Raw genomic sequence first — 17,865 nt, 5'->3', positions numbered from 1 at the left:
TCGCGGCGGCGCGCGAGGCCCTAGGATGGGTCAATGAGTTCGCGCCGTCGGTCCGTTTCGGGCCAGGACGATCTGGAGTACGTCGTCGTCCACGGGCACCGGCGCGCTTACCGCAAGCGCGGGTCCGGTCCGGCGCTGCTGCTCCTGCACGGCCTCGGCTGCGACTCGACCACGTGGCTGCCGGTTCTGGACCGCCTGGCCGAGCACTTCACCGTCATCGCTCCCGACCTCCTCGGCCATGGCGCCTCCGACAAGCCCGACGCGGACTACTCGCTCGGCGGCTACGCCAACGGGATGCGTGACCTGCTCACCATCCTCGACGTCGACACGGTGACCGTGGTCGGGCACAGCCTCGGCGGGGGAGTGGCGATGCAGTTCGCCTACCAGTTCCCCGAACGCACCGAGCGCGTCGTGCTGGTCGCCACCGGCGGACTCGGCCGCGACGTCACCCCGCTCATCCGCCTGCTGACGCTGCCCGGTGCCGGAACGGTCATGAGTGTCGCCACGATGCGTCCCTGGCGCCCGCTCGTCGCCGGCACCTTGCGCAGCCTCGCCAGGCTGCCGCACATCGCCGTTCGCGACCTGGGGGAGGTTGCCGACGCCTATCTCAAGCTGGCCGACCCGGCGCAACGCCGCGCCTTCCGCCGGGTGACGAGCACGGTGATGGACTGGCGCGGGCAGTTCGTCACCATGACCGATCGGGCCTATCTCGCCCGGCTCATGCCGGTCCTGCTCATCTGGGGCACCGAGGACATGGTGATCCCGGTCGATCACGCCCATCATGGTCCTGCCTTCGCCAACTCCGAAACGCACCTGTTCGAGCACACGGGGCACTTCCCGCACCGCGACCAGCCCGAGCGGTTCACCGAGCTCGTCGTGGAATTCTGCGGCACCAAGCCGGCCGCCGAGTACCATCGTGGGCGGTGGCGGTCGCTGCTGCGCCGTGGCGACCCGGGCGAGATGGAGCCGGTCGCCGCCGAGCTGCGGGACTACGCGGTCAGCTGAACCTTGTGGTGGCGTTGTCGCCAGAAGCCGTTACCGGTGACCCACCCGCCGAGCGCGACCGCGAACCAGCCGATGAAGACGCCGGCGACGTCGTCGGCGATGTAGTGCCAGCCGAAGTACATCGTGGCGATGACGGTGAGCACGAAGTAGATCCAGCCCGCGGCCTGGATGAAGCGGTTCTGGTCGGTGCGCTGGAAGAACAGCGCCGCGGTGAAGGTGACCGAGACGTGCAGCGAGGCGAAGCCCGCGATGCCGTAGATGTAGGCCCCGGTGGGGTCTTCCTTGAAGGCTGAGCCGTTGCGGAACAGCGACTGTTGCAGTCCGGTCACTCCGGTCTCCTCCAGGTCGGAGAAGAACTGCGGCTGGTAGAACGCCGGACCGAGCGACGGCCAGATGTAGTAGCTCACCGTGCCGAGGATCCAGTTGAGAGCGAGCGCCGTCGCGTACCAGGCTCCCAGCGAGACGTCGCGGTTGAGGACGAGGAACGCCGCGAGCGTGATGGGGATCAGCATCAGATACGACAGGTAGATCGTCGACAGGAGCTGCGCGTTGAATCCGGTGCCCAGCAGCTGATGGAGCAGCTCGCCCGGCTGATGGCCGAACAGCATCCAGTAGTCCCACTCCGAGAGCATCTTGTCGTAGAGCACGCCCTCGCGCAGGACCGGCAGATAGCTCTTGAGATTGCGGTAGCTGACGTAGCAGGCATAGAAGGTGAGCAACCCGATGAGGATGTGGACCACGCGGCCCCACGTCCAGTCGTCGCGGACGACGTCGCGGATTCCCGGGACGAGGTGACGGACACCCCGGCGCTTGATCGCCATGGGGATGACGCCGGCCGCGAAGAACGCCAGGCCCATGAGCGGGAGGCGGATGTAGGCGGGGCCGAGGAACCCCTCGGGATCGCGCAGCGGGACGCCGAGGTTCTGCGACATGATGATGGTGAAGATGCCGACCACGAGCGACAAGGCGACACCGAAGGTGTACGGCCATCGACGCAAGAAATCCCACCATGGTCGCGATTGCATGGAGACAGTCTAGGGGGACGTCCCCACCGCTCTTGAGGGCCTCTCGGCGGCCCCGACACGCACCGAAAACGACGACGGGGACGCGCACGTGCGCGTCCCCCTCGTCGGCTTCTCGACGCTCAGGCGTCGGCGCCCTCCTGCGGCACCCCGGCCATCGAGGTCGGGTCGTCGACCTGGAACTTCTCGAAGGCCTCGCGGGCGACGTTGCCGTCGATCCGGCCGAGGGCGGCGAGTTCGGCGAGGACGCCGACCACGATCGACTCGGCATCGATCTGGAAGTACCTGCGGGCGGCCGCACGCGTGTCGGCGAAACCGAAGCCGTCAGCACCCAGGGACTGCCACGGACCGGGCACCCACCGGGCGATCTGGTCCTGCACGGCACGCATGTAGTCGCTCACGCCGAGCGACGGGATCTGCGGATCGTCGTCGGTGAACGCCTGCGTGACGTACGGGACCTTACGATCCTCGCCGAGGTGGTTGTAGTTCCACTGCTCGGTCTCGGTGGCCTCGCGAGCCAGCTCGTTCCAGGAGGTGACGGACCAGACGTCGGCGGCGACGTCGTACTGGTCGGCCAGGATCTCCTGCGCCTTCAGAGCCCACGGCACGGCGACGCCGGATGCCAGGATGCGTGCTCGGTGCGAACCGGACGGTGCCTTGCGGTAGCGGTAGGCGCCCTTGAGCAGCCCCTCGGTGTCGAGGTCCTCCGGCTCGGCCGGCTGGTTGATCGGCTCGTTGTAGACCGTCAGGTAGTAGATCACGTTTTCCGCGTCGGGGCCGTACATGCGGCGCATGCCGTCCTCGACGATGTGGCTGATCTCGAAGGCGTACGCCGGGTCGTAGTGCACGACCGCGGGGTTGGTGCGGGCGAGCAGCGGTGAGTGGCCGTCGGCGTGTTGCAGGCCTTCGCCGGTCAGGGTTGTCCGGCCGGCGGTGGCGCCGACGAGGAACCCGCGCGACATCTGGTCGGCCATCGCCCAGATCGAGTCGCCCGTGCGCTGGAACCCGAACATCGAGTAGAAGAGGTAGACCGGGATCATCGGCTCGCCCTGCGTGGCGTACGAGCTTCCGGCGGCGATCGCCGACGCCATCGCGCCGGCCTCACTGATGCCCTCGTGCAGCAGCTGGCCCTTCTCGGACTCCTTGTAGGCCAGCAGCAGCTTGCGGTCGACCGACTCGTAGGTCTGCCCGTGGGGGCTGTAGATCTTGCTGGACGGGAACATCGAGTCCATGCCGAACGTGCGGTACTCGTCCGGGGCGATCGGCACGATGCGCGGACCGACGTTCTTGTCCTTCATCAGGTCACGCAGGAGGCGGACGAAAGCCATCGTCGTGGCGATCTGCTGCTTGCCCGACCCCTTCTTGAGCTCGCCGTAGAGGTCGGCCTTGGGCAGTTCGACCTCGACCGGCTGGACCACGCGCTTGGGCAGCGATCCGCCGAGCTCGCGTCGGCGCTCCAGCATGTACTGGATCTCGTCGCTGTCCTTGCCGGGATGGTAGAACGGCGCGATGTCGCTGGCGTCGATCTGCTCGTCGGTGACCGGGATGCGCAGCCGGTCGCGGAAGCCCTTCAGGTCCTCCTTCGTGAGCTTCTTCATCTGGTGCGTGGCGTTGCGGGCCTGGAAGGCCTCCAGCAGCCAGCCCTTGATGGTGTGCGCGAGGATCACGGTCGGCTGCCCGGTGTGCTTGCGGGCCGCGTCGAACGCCGCGTACACCTTGCGGTAGTCGTGACCGCCGCGCGGCAGCTTCTCGATGTCCTCGTCCGAGAGGTCTTCGACCATCTTGAGCAGACGCGGATCGGCTCCGAAGAAGTGCTCGCGGTTGTAGGCACCGGACTCGACCGAGAGGGTCTGGAACTCGCCGTCGGGTGTGCGGTTCATCTGGTTGACGAGGACGCCGTCGGTGTCCTTGGCGAGGAGGTCGTCCCACTGGCGGCCCCACACGACCTTGATGACGTTCCAGCCGGCACCGAGGAAGAACGACTCCAGTTCCTGGATGATCTTGCCGTTGCCGCGGACCGGTCCGTCGAGCTGCTGCAGGTTGCAGTTGATGACGAACGTGAGGTTGTCCAGCTGTTCGCGGGCGGCCAGGCCGATGGCACCGAGCGATTCGGGCTCGCCCATCTCGCCGTCGCCGAGGAAGGTCCACACGTGCTGCTGGCTGGTGTCCTTGATGCCGCGGTTCTGCAGGTAGCGGTTGAAGCGCGCCTGGTAGATCGAGTTGATCGCCGCGAGGCCCATCGACACGGTGGGGAATTCCCAGTAGTCCGGCATGAGGCGCGGGTGCGGGTACGACGAGAGGCCGTTGCCGAATCCGTGCGAGTGCTCCTGGCGGAAGCGATCGAGCTGTTCCTCGCTGAAACGGCCCTCGAGGAACGACCGTGCGTAGATGCCCGGCGCGGCGTGTCCCTGGTAGTAGATCTGGTCGCCGCCACCGGGATGGTCCTTGCCGCGGAAGAAGTGGTTGAAACCGACTTCGTAGAGGCTCGCGGCGGACTGGTACGTGGCGATGTGACCGCCGACGCCGAGGCCGGGTCGGTTGGCCCGCGACACCATGACGGCGGCGTTCCAGCGGATGTACGAACGGATGCGCCGCTCGATGTCCTCGTCGCCGGGGAAGTCAGGCTCGCGCTCGGGTGGAATGGTGTTGATGTAGTCGGTGCTGCGCAACGCCGGCACACCGACGTTCTTCTCGCGAGCGCGCTCCAACAGGCGCAGCATCACGTAGCGGGCACGCTCGCGTCCGCGCCCATCGACCATCGAGTCGAGGGAGTCGACCCACTCTCGGGTCTCCTCGGGATCGACGTCCGGCAGCTGGGTCGGCATGCCTTCATGGATGATGGGCGGACGTTCCTGGCCGGATTGCGGCATTGAAAGCTCCCTTGGGTGTCGGGTGGACTTCTCCATCATTCCACTTCAAGTTCGCTAGTGTGAGAGCGGCAGGTGCCCGGAGGGAACCTACTTTTCAGTAGGTTCGGGCCCATTCAACGACAAGGAGGAGCGGGTGGACGCCGGCAAGATGGGATTCGTCCCCGACACCATCATCCAGGAACTGGGCTGGGATGAGGACGTCGACGACGAACTGCGCACGGCGATCGAGGGTCATACCGGCCACGAGATGGTCGACGGCGACGTCGGCGAGGTCGTGGACGGCGTGATTCTCTGGTGGCGCGACGGCGATGGTGATCTTGCCGAGGGGCTGATGGATGCGCTGCAGGACGTCGCCGAGGGCGGCTTCGTGTGGTTGCTGACCCCGAAAGTAGGGCGCGACGGTTACGTCTCGGGTGCTGATATCGGCGAGGCGGCCCCGATCGCCGGCCTGTCGGTCACCACGACCTTCCCCGCAGGGGAGGACTGGTCGGCCACCAAGCTCTCCACCCACCGCCGCTGACCTTCTGACGTCATACGTTTCGAGGCCTGGAGGCCTGGAGGCCTCAGGACGTATGACGTCCGGACGTCGGGTACGGGCACGCTACGCTCGGGCGCATGACGATCGAGATCGGCACCGCCGCACCGGACTTCACCCTCAAGAACCAGCACGGCGAGGACGTCTCGCTGTCCACGCTGCGCGGGCGGCCCGTCGCCCTCGTCTTCTACCCGTTCGCGTTCAGCGGCATCTGCACGGGCGAACTGTGCGAGCTGCGCGACAACATCGAGGACTTCGCCGGCAGCGGTGTCGAGCTCCTCGCCATCTCATGCGACCCGATGTTCGCGTTGCGCGCCTTCGCCGACCAGGACGGTTACCAGTTCTCGCTGCTGAGCGACTTCTGGCCGCACGGCGAGGTGGCCCGCGCTTACGGCGTCTTCAACGATCAACTCGGCTGCGCGCTGCGCGGAACGTTCCTCCTCGACGCCGACGGCATCGTGCGGTGGAAGGTCGAGAACCAGATGGGTGAGGCACGCGACCTCGCGGCCTACCGCGCGGCGCTCGCCGACCTCGCCTGAGTCATCCCGGGAGACGAATTTCGCGAATCGGCCTCCGGCGCGCCGCTGTTCTGCTTTGATGGCAGCGTGCCGCCAGGGACCCGAGACCCTGGCGGCACGCCTGTCGTGCGCTATTGTTGCGAGCCGATCCATATCGTCGAGGGCGAATAGCTCAGCTGGTCAGAGCATCCGGTTTACACCCGGAAGGTCGGGGGTTCGAACCCCTCTTCGCCCACCGTCTGTCAACGGGGCGGCGGAGCCGTTCCGTTGACAGACGGTGAGTGCTGCGTGAGAACCCCCTTGGGTGGGGGTGCCCCCTGCACGAGCGGAGCGGAGTGCTTGGGGGAGTCGAACCCCTCTTCGCCCACCAGTGCAGCGCTTGAGGGAGCCGAATCGTGAATCAGCAGTCCTGGTCGGCGGTGCCACCGCGTGGGCCCGACGGAAACGGCGGGTCGTGGGCTCCCCTGCGGGAGTGGGACGCCGAGTTGCAACGTTCGGGCCGCGTCGTGATCCGGGCGGCGAGCCGATCGCGGCATATCGCGATCGGGTTGGCCGCGTTCAGCACCGCGCTCTGCCTCTGTGCCGCGCTGGGATTTCCCCTCGCTTTCGGTGTGAGCGCCCTCGTCTTCGTCACGCCGCCGTTCCTCGTCTGTGCAGCGCTCTCCGTCGTGGTGCTGGTTCAACAGATCGGCTACCTGCGGCGTCATCTCGTCGTCACGGTTCATGGCATCGAGGTCACCGGACTCGCGACGGTGCCATGGCAGAACGTCCTGGCAGCGAGGGTCGTCGTGGATGCGGTCCAGATCACCGTGGTGGGAAGACGCGGCCCCCGGGTCCTGCAGGTCGGCACCCTCCAGGCGCCGGCCGCGCAGGTCGTCGCGTGGCTCGAGACCGTTCAGCACCACATGCTCGACCGCTGACGCGGGTCTGAGCGCTTGCGTCACCGCCGCTGGCGAGCGAAGGCCCACGATGCGGCGACGAGCCCGAGGACGGTGAAGACGGCGCACCATCCCACGGCGATCGCTGCGGTGCCGCCGAGGTCCGTCACCGGTGCCGCGTCGGACCCCAGCCCGACGAGCAGTCCGCGAATCGTCTCGATGACGGGCGTGACGGGCTGTTGCTCGGCGAAGCCTCGCAGCCACGAGGGCATGGTCTCCGGGGGCACGAAGGCGCTCGACACGTACGGTGCGAACAGCATGAAGAAGCCGAATCCGCCCGCCGCCGCAGGACCGCGGACGATGACTCCGACGAAGGCCGCCAGGCAGGTGATGGCCAGGATGTAGCCGGCGATCATGGCGATCGCGCCGAGCCATTCGAGCGCGTTCGCGTCGGGCCGGAACCCGATGAGCGCCGCCACGCCGAGGACCATGGCGGTGGTGACGAGGTTCTTCACCACACTGGCCACGATGTGACCGACGAGCACCGCCGCGCTGGCGATCGGCATGGACCGGAAGCGGTCCATCGTCCCGGTGGTCATGTCCTGATTCACGGCGATCGCCGTGTTGGAGGCGCCGTAGCCCGCGCAGAGCAGGATCACGCCCGGTGTCGCGTAGGTGACGTAGTCGGTGCCGGACTGGATCGCGCCGCCGAACACGTACACGAAGAGCAGCATGATGGTGATCGGCAGCACCAGCGAGATCAGCAGTTCGTCCGGGTCGCGCCGCACCAGGCGGAGAGATCGTCCCGACATCGTCGTCAGCTCAGAAGCCGCATAGCGGATGCGGCGCCCGACCGTCTCAGCGTGAGTGTCGGGCGAGTGAATGGCGCTCATGCTGCGGCCTCCTGGTCGCTCGGGTCGGTGTCGCGCGCTCGGGCGGCGCGTCCGGTCAGGGTCAAGAAGACGTCGTCGAGCGTGGGTGCTCGCACCTCCCAGTGCTCCGGCGTGACCCCCGCCTTCTCGATCGCCGTCAGCAGGCTGCGCACGTGGGCGAGCGAACCGTCCGTGGGGAGCCGCACGACGTCGCCTTCATGAGTCGCGCCGTGCTCGGCGAGCGCGGCAGCGCTGGTCGCGGCCAGCGCCGCCGTGGCGAAGGTCAGCTCGACTCCGGCGTCCCCGACGCGCCGCTTGAGCTCCTCGGGCGTTCCTTCCGCGACGACGCGCCCACCGTCGATCAGCGCGATGCGATGGGCGAGTTGGTCGGCTTCCTCGAGGTACTGCGTGGTGAGGAACAGGCTGGTTCCCTCGGCGATGACGTCGCGGATGACCTCCCACATCGTCTGCCGGCTGCGCGGGTCCAGTCCCGTCGTGGGTTCGTCGAGGAACAGCACCTGCGGGCGGCGCAGCAGTCCGGCGGCAAGGTCCAAGCGGCGGCGCATGCCGCCGGAGTACGTGCTGATCCGTCGATCCGCCGCGTCGCCGAGGTCGAAGGCGTCGAGGAGCTCGTCGACGCGGCGGCGGGCGGTGCGCCGGGGAAGATGCGCGAGCCGACCCATCACCGCGAGGTTCTCACGGCCCGACAGCTTCTCGTCCACGGCGGCGTACTGGCCGGTGAGACTGATGACCTCGCGGACGCGAGCGGGTGCGGTGAGGAGGTCGTGTCCGGCCACCGTGGCGGTGCCGGCATCGGGTCGCAGCAGGGTGCTGAGGATGCGCACGGTGGTGGTCTTGCCGGCGCCGTTGGGGCCGAGCAGAGCGAGGACTTCGCCGCGATGCAGGGTCAGGTCGACGCCGTCGAGCACCGTGACGGGGCGACGCGCCGTCCCGTAGGACTTGCGAAGCCCGCGGGCGACGACGAGGGGATCGGGCGGCATGGCACTCCTGAGGTTTATGAAAGAAACTGTTTATGGCAGCAACAGTGTGCATTAGGCGCGCCCGCCGTGTCCAGCGCGGGTCGCACGAGACAATGGGCGCATGACGGACCAGGAATCCGACGATCGGCTGTCGCCCACGCTCCGGCGGCTGTGGGGGCGAGAATCGGAGGGCCGACGCGGTCCGAAGGCGGCGCTGTCGGTCGACCGGATCGTGCGGACAGCCGTCGAGATCGCCGACGCTGAGGGGTTGGCCGCGGTCTCCATGGCCCGCGTCGGTCAGGAACTCGGCTACTCGTCGATGGCCCTGTATCGCCACATCGCGAGCAAGGACGAGCTCCTGACGCTCATGGGGGACCGCTTCGCGGGCGAACCGCCGACGCTCGTGCCCGGCGAGGGGTGGCGCGCGGGGCTTTCTCGGTGGACGCGCGTGCAGGTCGAGCAGACCGTGGCCCGTCCCTGGGTGCTGGACCTGCCGCTCGCGGCGATGTACCCCGGCCCGACCCGGCTGAGGTGGATCGACGCCGGCATGGGGTGTCTCCGTGACGTGGCGCTTCCGGGGGAGGACAAGCTCGCCATCTTGGGTCTGCTCGCTCAGTACGTGCTCGGTGAGGTTCGCGTGCAGGTCGAATCCGGCCGCGCGGCGATCCAGAGCGTACGCGAGGCGACCGGCGTCGGCGCCGAGGTGCCCGATGGCGACCTCGATCCGGCGGCGATCGCCGCGGCGAACATCTACGCCGACTTCGAGTCGCAATTGCGCGAGCTCGCCGATCCCAAGGACTTCCCGCATCTGTTCGACGCCCTGGCCGACGTCGCCCCGGAGCCGTCGGCGGATGTTCAGGACTCGGTCGAATTCGGCCTGCGCATCGTGCTCGATGGCATCGCCAGGTACATCGAGGAGCACGCCAGCGGCTGACGTGCGGGTTTCGAGAGTGAGCGCGACGGGCACCGACGAGGCATGAGCCGCGTGATGAAAGTCGTCGAGTCCGCCTTCGATCTGCTCGCGCGTGCCCGGTCCGCCCGCGGCTTCCACCCCGTCGGCGACATCTTCGAAGCAAGCGCGCGATGGGATGACCCCGCCTCGCCGACCGTCCGAGCCCTCGGCGGACCCGGGTCGGCCGACGCGTTGATCCGCCTGTCCAAGGGCATCGGCACGCCCGGCGGCCTGCCGGATTTTCTCGGCATCGCGCTTCGCATTCGCCCGGATCGCGCCCCGATCGATCTTCTGCTGACGACCGTGGGTTGTCGGGGATGGAGGAGAAACGTCCTGAGCCCGACGCGGGGATGGAGCCGCACGTCGTACAGCACCTTGTTGCCGTACCACGCCTCCGGAGACCGTGTCATCCTCGCGCTCCGGCCCGACATCGGCGCGGCGACTCCGGCTTCCATGACGGCGATCAACGCCGCCCTCGCGACGGGCACCCTCGGGTTCGCGATCGAGGAGCGGCGGGATGGTTCCTGGAAGGTCATCGGCCGGGTCGAGGTCACCGGTCGCCGGCTCGTCGGCGACGTGTCGTTCGATCCTTACCTCGTGAACCTGCCAAACCTCGCCCCCGTCGGGTTCCTCGCCGAACTCCGTGAGCGGGCGTACGTCGGCTCGCGGCGCGGGCGTGGTGCGGAGCCCGTGGAGGCGGAAGCCAACGGCTCAGCGCGACGGTGATTCAGGCTCCCGTTGCTAGCGTCGGTCCCGCTCGACCGACGACGAGGGAGTTCACGTGTCAACTCGATCAAGGATGCTGGCGGCCGTCGTCGCCGCGGCGCTCGTGCTGGGGGTCCTGCTGATGGCCGTGGTGCCCGGCACGACGACGGTCGACGAGGAAGCCGACGATCAGACAGTCGCCGAGACCACCGAGGCGGATCTCTCCGGAATCCCCGACGTCATCGCGGTGGTGAACGGCGAGGAGATCGGGCGTGACGACTTCGTCGCGGTGTACGAGCCGCAGTTCCAGCAGTCCGTCGCTGCGGGACAGCCGGTGGATCAGGATGATCTGAAGAAGCAGACGCTCGATCTCATGGTCGACAACGCCTTGCTCCTCCAGGAGGCCGAGGCCCGCGGCTTCAGCGCGTCCGAGAAGGAGATCGAGGAGTCGCTCCACGCGTTCGCCATCGACAGTGGAATGGCGTCGGCGGACGAGTACCTCGCCGCCCTTCAGGAGCAGCAAGGTTTCACCAAGGACGAGGTGCGTGCCCAGGTAGCCGACGGGATCGTCATCGAAGCCCTCGTCGATGCCGAGGTGGGCGATGAGCCCATCGCGGAGTCCGAGCTTCGTACGCTCTACGACCAGGCGGTCGCTCAGCAGGAACAACTGGGTCAAGCGCACGGGGGTGCCGCGGAGGTGCCGTCGTTCGAGCAGGTGCGCCCCCAGCTTGAGGAGGCGGCTCAGTCGCAGCGTGAGCGGGAGACCCTGATGCGTGTCGTCGACGAGGCTCGCGAGGATGCCGAGGTCGAGATCCGTCTCTGAGCTCGGCCCCGAGGGGCCGGAACGGCGCGGACCGCGACCGTGCGGCGAGCTGGAAGCAAACGGCACCGCCCGGCGTTGATACCGACGTGCATGGTGAGTTCAAGGTCCCGAACGGCAAACTCGTCGTCGCCGATGTCGAGGTTCAGGACGGTCTCCTGACCGATCTGCGCCTCTCGGGCGACTTCTTCCTCGAACCCGAGGAGGCGCTGGGCGAGATGTCCGACGCCCTCGAAGGGCTTCGGGCCGACGCCCCCGCCACGGTGTACGAACAGGCGGTCGAGCGTGCCCGCGGCGACGCGGTGATGGTCGGCTTCGACCCTCGAGCGATCGCGATCGCCGTCTTGCGCGCGTTGGGCCGCTCGACGAGCTGGGCCGACCACAGCTTCGAGCTCGTCGACACCGGCGAGCAGCACCCGGCGATGCAGATGGCGCTGGACGAGGTCATCACGCGCCAGGTGGGCGACGGCGAACGGCCGCCGACGCTGCGCGTGTGGGAGTGGGCGTCCAATGCGGTGATCATCGGTTCGTTCCAGTCCTTGTCCAACGAGGTCGACCTCGAGGCCGCCGCCCGCCACGACACGACCGTCGTACGCCGAATCTCCGGCGGCGGTGCGATGTTCGTCGAGCCCGGAAACACCATCACGTACTCGCTCTACGTACCGGCGACGCTCGTCGAGGCGATGAGCTTCGTCGAGTCGTACGCCTTCCTCGACGCTTGGGTGGTGCGGGCGCTGCGCGAGCTGGGCGTGGAAGCCTCCTACGTGCCGATCAACGACATCGTGTCCCCGGCCGGCAAGATCGGTGGCGCGGCGCAGAAGCGGATGGCCAACGGAGCGGTGCTTCACCACGTGACGATGTCGTACGACATGGACGCGGCGAAGATGCTCGACATCTTGCGCATCGGACGGGAGAAGCTCTCCGACAAGGGGCACGTCAGCGCGGCGAAACGCGTCGACCCGATCCGCTCGCAGACGGGCCTCTCGCGCCGGGACGTCGTGGGCGCGATGCTGCAGTCCTTCGAGAACAGCTACGGGCTGCGGCGGGTCGATCTCGACGACGCCACGCTCAAGGAAGCCGAGCAGCTCGCCCGCGAGAAGTACGACGACCCCGCCTGGCTCGCCCGCGTCCCCTGATCGGTGCCCCCGCGCTCAGCGCGCGGCCAGCAGCCAGCGCAGGTCGGAGCGGGCGCGCTGCGCCGCCAGCATCGTGAGGCCGGCCCCCAATGCCGCCCAGAGCGCGAGCGCGACGAGTGGTGTGGCGGTGGACACCCCCGCCTGAGCCGCCTCCAGCCCATGCAGCACGGGGGAGAGCGGCGACACCGAGTGCAGGAGACCGATGAGCGGTGAGTGTGTCCCCGTCGCGGCGGCTCCGAGCGTCACCAGCGCCGCGACGACAGCCACCGCAGCAGCGGCCGGACGACCGAAGACGGCGATTACGCCTTGCCCGAGCACGGTGAGCGACACGACCGAGAGCACGGCGAGCAGCGCGAACTCGACCGGCCGCGCGATCGAGTCGACGTCGGTGAACAGGGCTGCTCCGGCCAGGAGCACCGCGACTTGGGCGGCCACGATGCCGAGGGTCTTCACGAGCGGTGCGAACAGCTGGTGGAGCAGCCCCTGTGAGGCGACGAGGCGCGACCGGGACAACGCTGGCCGCACGGCCCACGCGGCGGCGGCCGCCGTGAGGAGCGCGAGCGTTACAGCGGCGGGAATCGCCAGGGCGTCGACGGGCACGGCGTGGTGACGTTCCGCCGACGTCCGCAGCGGAGCGGCGGCGACCTCGCTGATCCGTTCGCGCTCGGCAGGTGAGTAGAGCGGGATCTGCTCGACTCCGTCGTTCAGCCCGTCGGCGAGCTCGCCGCTGCCGTCGACGAGATCCGCGCCGCCGTCCGCGAGTCGACCTGCACCGTCGGCGGCCTGCGCCGTGCCGTCGCGCAACTGGCGGCTGCCGCTGCGCAGTTCCTGCGCCCCGGACGCGAGTTGCGACGTGCCGTCGGCCACGGCGACAGCGCCCGCGCGTGCCTGAGCGGACCCATCGGCGAGCTGCGCGACGCCGCCGGTCAGCGCGGGTGCTTGCGAGGCGAGCTGGGCGGTCGCCTCACTGAGCTGCGCGAGTCCGGCGGCGAGGCGCCCGGTTCCGTCGGTCAACAGCGCCCCTTGGGCGCCGAGCGTCTGGACCTCGGCGTTGACGCGCTCCGCCTCCGCGGCGGCCTCGGCAACCCAGACGCACGCTCCGGGCGGGAGCACGTCCGCGCACTGCGCGGCCCACGCTCGCACCGTGTCGGTCAGCTGCTGGGCCATCTGAAGGAACGGCTCGACGGTGGCGATCAGTTCACGCGCCCCGCTGTCCAACTGCTGAGCGCCGTCGCGCAACTCGCGGGCGCCCTGATCGAGCTGCGCCGCGTCGTCGGGCAACGTCGCCGTCTGGCGCCGGAGTTCCTGCAAACCGTCGTCGAGTCGAGCGACGCCGCCGGACAGCTCGCCGGCGCCTCTCGCCACCTGCCCGGCGCCGTCCGCCAAGCGTGCCGATCCCGCGGACAGCTCGGCGGCGCCGTCGTCGAGGCGACTAGTCCCGTCGGCGAGTTCCGCCGCACCGCCGGCGAGGGTGACCGTGCCGTCGTGCAGCCGCTCGGCTCCGTCCGCGGCCTCGGCGAGGGCATCACGGATCGTGGTCGTCGAGACGAAGATGCTGTCGATGAAGGTCTGAGCGACTTGTGCGTTCAGGGCGGCGACGGCGGCCTCGGTCACGTTGCCCGCCAGCTGGCCGGCGAGCCGATCGGTCGCGTCGTCGGTGATGAGCCGGAGTCGCGCCGTCGTGACGGCTTCGGGATCGTCGCCGGCCGGGGACACCGCAGCGGCGGAGACGTCACGCGGAATGACGAGCACCGCGCCGTAGTCGCCTGCCCGCAAGCCCGCCATGGCGTCCTGGCGGTGCGTGATGACCCAGTCGAAGTTGTCGGCGTCGTCGTCGCCGGTCAGTTCGGCGGTCAGGAGCCGACCGACGGCTACCGGTTGCTTCTCACCTTCGGGAGTCGTGAGGGTCACGATCTCGTCCTCGTTGACCACGGCTGCCCGCACATCGGCCGCCCGAGGGCTGCGTGCGCCGTCGGCTGCGGCGTGGACCCCCATGACCGCGACCGGGACGACCAGGGCGAGCGCGAGCAGAAGGCGGCGAGGTCCGCGCGCCGTCGCCATCGAGGAGACGGTCATGCCGAGATCAGCTCCCATCGTGCGGTGAGGTCGAGGACGTGTGCGTCCAGCGGAGGTTGACCCGGGGCGACGCCCAGGACGACGATGCGGTCGCCCGTGAGCCAATGCAGAGCGGCGACCACCCGCTCGACGGCACCGTCGGAGAGTTCGGCGAGATCGATGGCGACCACCCGGGCGGGCGCCGCGGCGACCGTGAGCACCACCCGGGTCGCCGGGTCGATCAGCTCGAGGGACGTATCGGCGTCCACGACTCCGAGGGGGGAGCCCGAGGCTCCACAGGCCGCTCTCGCCGCACCGATCGCTGCTTCCGGATCGGCCGCCCCGAGCCGACGCAGCTCGCCGGCCACCGTGCCTGCGGTCGTCCGCCAGGGCGGGTCGACCAGCATCGCCACGCGCCGCAGGCGCGCCGCGTCGAACGGCAGCACGTACTCGCCGACCCGTACGGGCGACCGCGTGCCGGGGGACCGGCCGGTCAGGAGGGCGAGTACTTCGGCCCGGTCCTGGCTGCTGCCCTCCACCACCAGCAGCGGTTCGGGGACTCGGAGGCGTTCGACGCGCAGCCCGCTGCGCAGTGCGAGGTCGTCGGCCGCAAGGTGGACGGGCTCCTCGGGCCAGCGGTCCCGGGCGACGCGCTCGTGCAGGGCGTCGCCTTCCACGTCGAGCTCCGGCAGCAGGCGATCGAGCGAGGATGGTATCCACCAGGCCCGGCGGCGCAGTACCGCCATGACGGCGGGGACGAGCACCATGCGGACGACGAAGGCGTCGACGAACACGCCCACGGCGAGGGCGAAGGCGATCGGTTTGACCATCGCGTCGCTCTCGGGGACGAAGGCGACGAACACCGCGAGCATGACGACAGCCGCCGCGGTCACGACGCGGCCACTGGCGACGAAGCCTGCCCGGATCGCCCGGTCGGGGTCCCCGTCGCGGGTGAACTCCTCCTTCATGCGCGACACGAGGAACAGCTCGTAGTCCATCGCCAGTCCGAACAGCACGCCCATGAGCAGGATCGGTAGGAAGCTGATGACCGGACCAATGTGTTCCACCCCCAGGAGCTCGGCGGCCCATCCCCATTGGAAGACCATGACGACCGCGCCGAACGAGACGCCGACGCTCAGCAGGTAGCCGGCAGCCGCCTTGATCGGCACGACCACCGAGCGGAACACCGTGGTGAGGAAGAGGAGCGTCAGCACGACCACGAAGGCGCCGAAGGGCAGCATCGTGGCGGACAACTGGTCCGAGACGTCGATCTCCATCGCGGTCTGCCCGGTGACCGCCGTGCGCACGTCGTACTCGTCGGCGAGGCGCGGAGCCGCGTCGCGGAGCCGTTCGACCAGGGCTGCGGTGGCCGGGTCCTCCGCCGACGTGGTGGGGAAGAACTGCACGACGCCGGTGTCGGCGGTCGGGTTGGGAGTGGCGAGCGCGACCGTGTCGACGCCCTCGAAGCCGGCAACCTCCTTCCCGAGCGCGTCCATGAGCCCGACCGGATCGGTCGAGTGGACGATGTCGGCTTGGAGGAGGATCGGATTGTTGAATCCCGGACCGAAGTGGTCCTCGATGAGGTCGTAGGCGGCGCGCTCGGTGGTCCCGTGTTCGGCCGTGCCGTTGCCCGGGAGAGCGAGCTGGAGTTCGCGGCCCGGCAGCGCGAGCGCGCCGAGCGCCGCGACGACGAGGATGATCGTCACCCACGGGGCGGCGGTCGCGCCGCCGACCCAGCGTCGAGCGATCGGGTGGCCCGCCGACTGCTCGGCTCCGCGCCGGGGCGCCAGCCGCGCGCCGGCGAGCCCCATGAGGGCGGGCAACAGCGTGACGGCCACCGCCACCGCGATCGCGACGGATGCGGATGCGGTCACGCCCATCCAGGTCAGGAACGGGATGCGGGCGATCGCGAGGCCGGCGAGGGCGATGAGGGTCGTGATCCCGGCGAAGACCACGGCGGACCCGGCGGTCGCGACGGCACGCCCGCTGGCCTCGTCGGGAGCGACGCCGGCGCTCTGCTCCTCACGCTGCCGGGAGACGATGAAGAGCGCGTAGTCGATGCCGACGGCGAGCCCGATCATCAGCGCCAGGAGCGGCGTGGGGGAGGCCAGGGAGGCGACGGCGGTGAGCGCCCAGATGAGGCTCATCGTGATGCCGACGCCGATGAGAGCGGTGGCGATCGGGATGACTGCCGCGCGGATCGAGCCGAGGGTCACCCACAGGACCACGAAGGCCACGACCACCCCGGCAGCCTCCATCCAGGTGATCGTCGGGCCCGTGTTCATGAAGGCGCCGCCGCCGAACTCCACCCGCGCGCCGGCATCGCGCAGCGGTTCGGCAGTGTCTTGCAGCTCGTCCTTCACCGCCTCGGTGATGTCGCCGGGGCCGCCGGAGAACTGCACCTGGACGATGGCGGCGTCGCGGTCATCATCGATCGTGCCGTCCACGAGGTCGTCGAAGGGCGAGAGCGCCTCGTCGACGAGGGGCATGGCGCGCAGGTTGTCCAGCGTCGCCTCGATCGCCTCGCGGACGCTCGGGTCGTCCACGGACGAGCCGTCCGGGGCGAGGATCACGAGTTGAGCCGAGATCCCGGACAGCTCGGGAAACGTGCGCTCCAGCACGTCGAGCGCCTCCTGGCCTTCGGTTCCCGGCAGTGAGAAGTCGTCGTGTGTGCCCTTGCCGACGCCGAGCGCCAGCAGCAGGGCGGCGAGAAGCACCACCAGCCAGCCACCGACGACGAGTCGGCCGTGGCGGTGGCACCACCGGCCGAGGGCATGGAGGGCGGACGACATGGCCGTCACGATACGAATCTGTATCGGATACGTCAATGTATCGAGCGTCATACGTGCGGTACCCTCGGTGCGGTCGAGAGGGAGGTCGTGATGCAGGAGTCGGCGACGCGGCGGCGGGCGAGCACGCGGGAGCGTCTGCTCGATGCTGCACGCGAGGTGCTGGCCGAGACCGGCATCCAGGGTGCGACGGTCGAGCAGATCTGCGAGCGCGCCGGCTACACGCGTGGCGCGTTCTACTCCAACTACGCGAGCAAGGACGAGCTGATCCTCGACCTCTTCATGCGCGAGAAGGACCGCATGCTGAGCGCGTTGCGTTCGGCGGTGGAGGACAAGCTCGAGGGCGGCGACATCGGCAGCATCGCCCACGTCCTCGACCGCTTCGTGGCCAGTCAGCCCACCGACCGCATGTGGTTCCTCGTGCACCAGGAGTTCGTCACGCACGCCGTCCGTCAGCACCGGATCGCCGACGTCTACGCCGAACTCTGGGAGCAGACGCACGCCGAGTTCGGCGACGTCATCGATGCCGGGTGCCGGGCGTTGGGGCGCCGTCTCACCATCGACCTGCGTGATGCCACCCGACTGCTGATCGCCATCTTCGACGCCACCTTGCGCGATGCCTTCCTCGGCTCGGACGCCGACGCGGCAGACCTCAGTGCCATGCGCGAGCAGATCCCGACGTTGCTCCTGGCGTTGAGCGAACCGGCCGAGGGGTGATCCGGACGCGC

Annotated in this window: 15 protein-coding genes and 1 tRNA gene; 10 read left to right on the top strand and 6 right to left on the bottom strand. The window is 69.2% G+C overall.

The window, feature by feature from the left end:
* Window positions 1–33: 33 nt before the first annotated feature.
* Window positions 34–1,005, top strand: coding sequence for an alpha/beta fold hydrolase (locus D9V41_RS08995; RefSeq protein WP_121794212.1), 972 nt, complete (start codon window positions 34–36; stop codon window positions 1,003–1,005).
* Here the strand turns inward: D9V41_RS08995 and D9V41_RS08990 are convergent.
* Window positions 990–2,030 carry a phosphatase PAP2 family protein gene (locus D9V41_RS08990; protein WP_243697216.1) on the bottom strand — a complete coding sequence of 347 codons (1,041 nt, stop codon included), beginning with the start codon at window positions 2,028–2,030 and terminating at the stop codon, window positions 990–992. The two genes, D9V41_RS08995 and D9V41_RS08990, sit on opposite strands and share 16 nt — an antisense overlap.
* Window positions 2,031–2,149: 119 nt before the next feature.
* A complete protein-coding gene (aceE, locus tag D9V41_RS08985) occupies window positions 2,150–4,897 on the bottom strand; it encodes a pyruvate dehydrogenase (acetyl-transferring), homodimeric type (protein WP_121794210.1) in 2,748 nt (915 codons plus the stop codon).
* 133 nt (window positions 4,898–5,030) lie between these two features.
* Here aceE and D9V41_RS08980 point away from each other — a divergent pair, with 133 nt between their 5' ends.
* From D9V41_RS08980 to D9V41_RS08965, 4 genes are all read left to right on the top strand, one after another.
* Complete coding sequence (locus D9V41_RS08980) at window positions 5,031–5,417, top strand: DUF3052 domain-containing protein (protein ID WP_243697215.1); 387 nt, start codon at window positions 5,031–5,033, stop codon at window positions 5,415–5,417.
* A 95-nt stretch (window positions 5,418–5,512) separates the two neighbouring features.
* Window positions 5,513–5,971 carry a peroxiredoxin gene (locus D9V41_RS08975; RefSeq protein ID WP_121794209.1) on the top strand — a complete coding sequence of 153 codons (459 nt, stop codon included), beginning with the start codon at window positions 5,513–5,515 and terminating at the stop codon, window positions 5,969–5,971.
* Between the two features lie 140 nt (window positions 5,972–6,111).
* Window positions 6,112–6,185: transfer RNA gene (locus tag D9V41_RS08970), tRNA-Val, on the top strand.
* Between the two features lie 160 nt (window positions 6,186–6,345).
* Entirely contained in the window at window positions 6,346–6,870 is a 525-nt protein-coding gene (locus D9V41_RS08965; protein WP_121794208.1) for a hypothetical protein, read from the top strand.
* A gap of 20 nt (window positions 6,871–6,890) precedes the next feature.
* On the opposite strand, the gene D9V41_RS08960 is transcribed toward D9V41_RS08965, so the two are convergent.
* Both D9V41_RS08960 and D9V41_RS08955 read right to left on the bottom strand, forming a co-directional pair.
* A complete protein-coding gene (locus D9V41_RS08960) occupies window positions 6,891–7,721 on the bottom strand; it encodes an ABC transporter permease (protein ID WP_208006798.1) in 831 nt (276 codons plus the stop codon).
* The gene (locus D9V41_RS08955) at window positions 7,718–8,701 is read right to left on the bottom strand and encodes an ATP-binding cassette domain-containing protein (protein ID WP_121794207.1); all 984 of its coding nucleotides are present in this window, start codon (window positions 8,699–8,701) and stop codon (window positions 7,718–7,720) included. The genes D9V41_RS08960 and D9V41_RS08955 overlap by 4 nt, the downstream gene beginning before the upstream one ends.
* 100 nt (window positions 8,702–8,801) lie before the next feature.
* On the opposite strand from D9V41_RS08955, the gene D9V41_RS08950 reads away from it, so the two are divergent.
* The 4 genes from D9V41_RS08950 (at window position 8,802) to lplB (ending at window position 12,293) form a co-directional block, all read left to right on the top strand.
* Window positions 8,802–9,614, top strand: a complete 813-nt coding sequence (locus D9V41_RS08950) for a TetR/AcrR family transcriptional regulator (RefSeq protein WP_121794206.1) — start codon at window positions 8,802–8,804, stop codon at window positions 9,612–9,614.
* 42 nt (window positions 9,615–9,656) lie between these two features.
* Entirely contained in the window at window positions 9,657–10,358 is a 702-nt protein-coding gene (locus D9V41_RS08945; protein ID WP_121794205.1) for a hypothetical protein, read from the top strand.
* Between the two features lie 55 nt (window positions 10,359–10,413).
* Window positions 10,414–11,160 (top strand): SurA N-terminal domain-containing protein, encoded by a 747-nt coding sequence (locus D9V41_RS08940; RefSeq protein WP_133434149.1) that lies wholly within the window; start codon window positions 10,414–10,416, stop codon window positions 11,158–11,160.
* 86 nt (window positions 11,161–11,246) lie between these two features.
* A complete protein-coding gene (gene lplB, locus D9V41_RS08935) occupies window positions 11,247–12,293 on the top strand; it encodes a lipoate-protein ligase small subunit (RefSeq protein ID WP_121794203.1) in 1,047 nt (348 codons plus the stop codon).
* A 15-nt stretch (window positions 12,294–12,308) separates the two neighbouring features.
* On the opposite strand, the gene D9V41_RS08930 is transcribed toward lplB, so the two are convergent.
* On the bottom strand, window positions 12,309–14,369 hold the full coding sequence (locus D9V41_RS08930) for a YhgE/Pip domain-containing protein (protein ID WP_166375965.1): 2,061 nt from the start codon (window positions 14,367–14,369) through the stop codon (window positions 12,309–12,311).
* Window positions 14,366–17,140 (bottom strand): MMPL family transporter, encoded by a 2,775-nt coding sequence (locus tag D9V41_RS17565; RefSeq protein WP_166375964.1) that lies wholly within the window; start codon window positions 17,138–17,140, stop codon window positions 14,366–14,368. Before D9V41_RS17565 ends, D9V41_RS08930 begins: the two co-directional genes overlap by 4 nt.
* Window positions 17,141–17,230: 90 nt before the next feature.
* On the opposite strand from D9V41_RS17565, the gene D9V41_RS08915 reads away from it, so the two are divergent.
* The gene (locus D9V41_RS08915; RefSeq protein ID WP_208006805.1) at window positions 17,231–17,854 is read left to right on the top strand and encodes a TetR/AcrR family transcriptional regulator; all 624 of its coding nucleotides are present in this window, start codon (window positions 17,231–17,233) and stop codon (window positions 17,852–17,854) included.
* Window positions 17,855–17,865: the final 11 nt, after the last annotated feature.

It is taken from the genome of Aeromicrobium phragmitis, assembly GCF_003674095.1.
Lineage (GTDB): Bacteria > Actinomycetota > Actinomycetes > Propionibacteriales > Nocardioidaceae > Aeromicrobium > Aeromicrobium phragmitis.
This window is presented reverse-complemented; position numbering and strand designations above follow the sequence as displayed.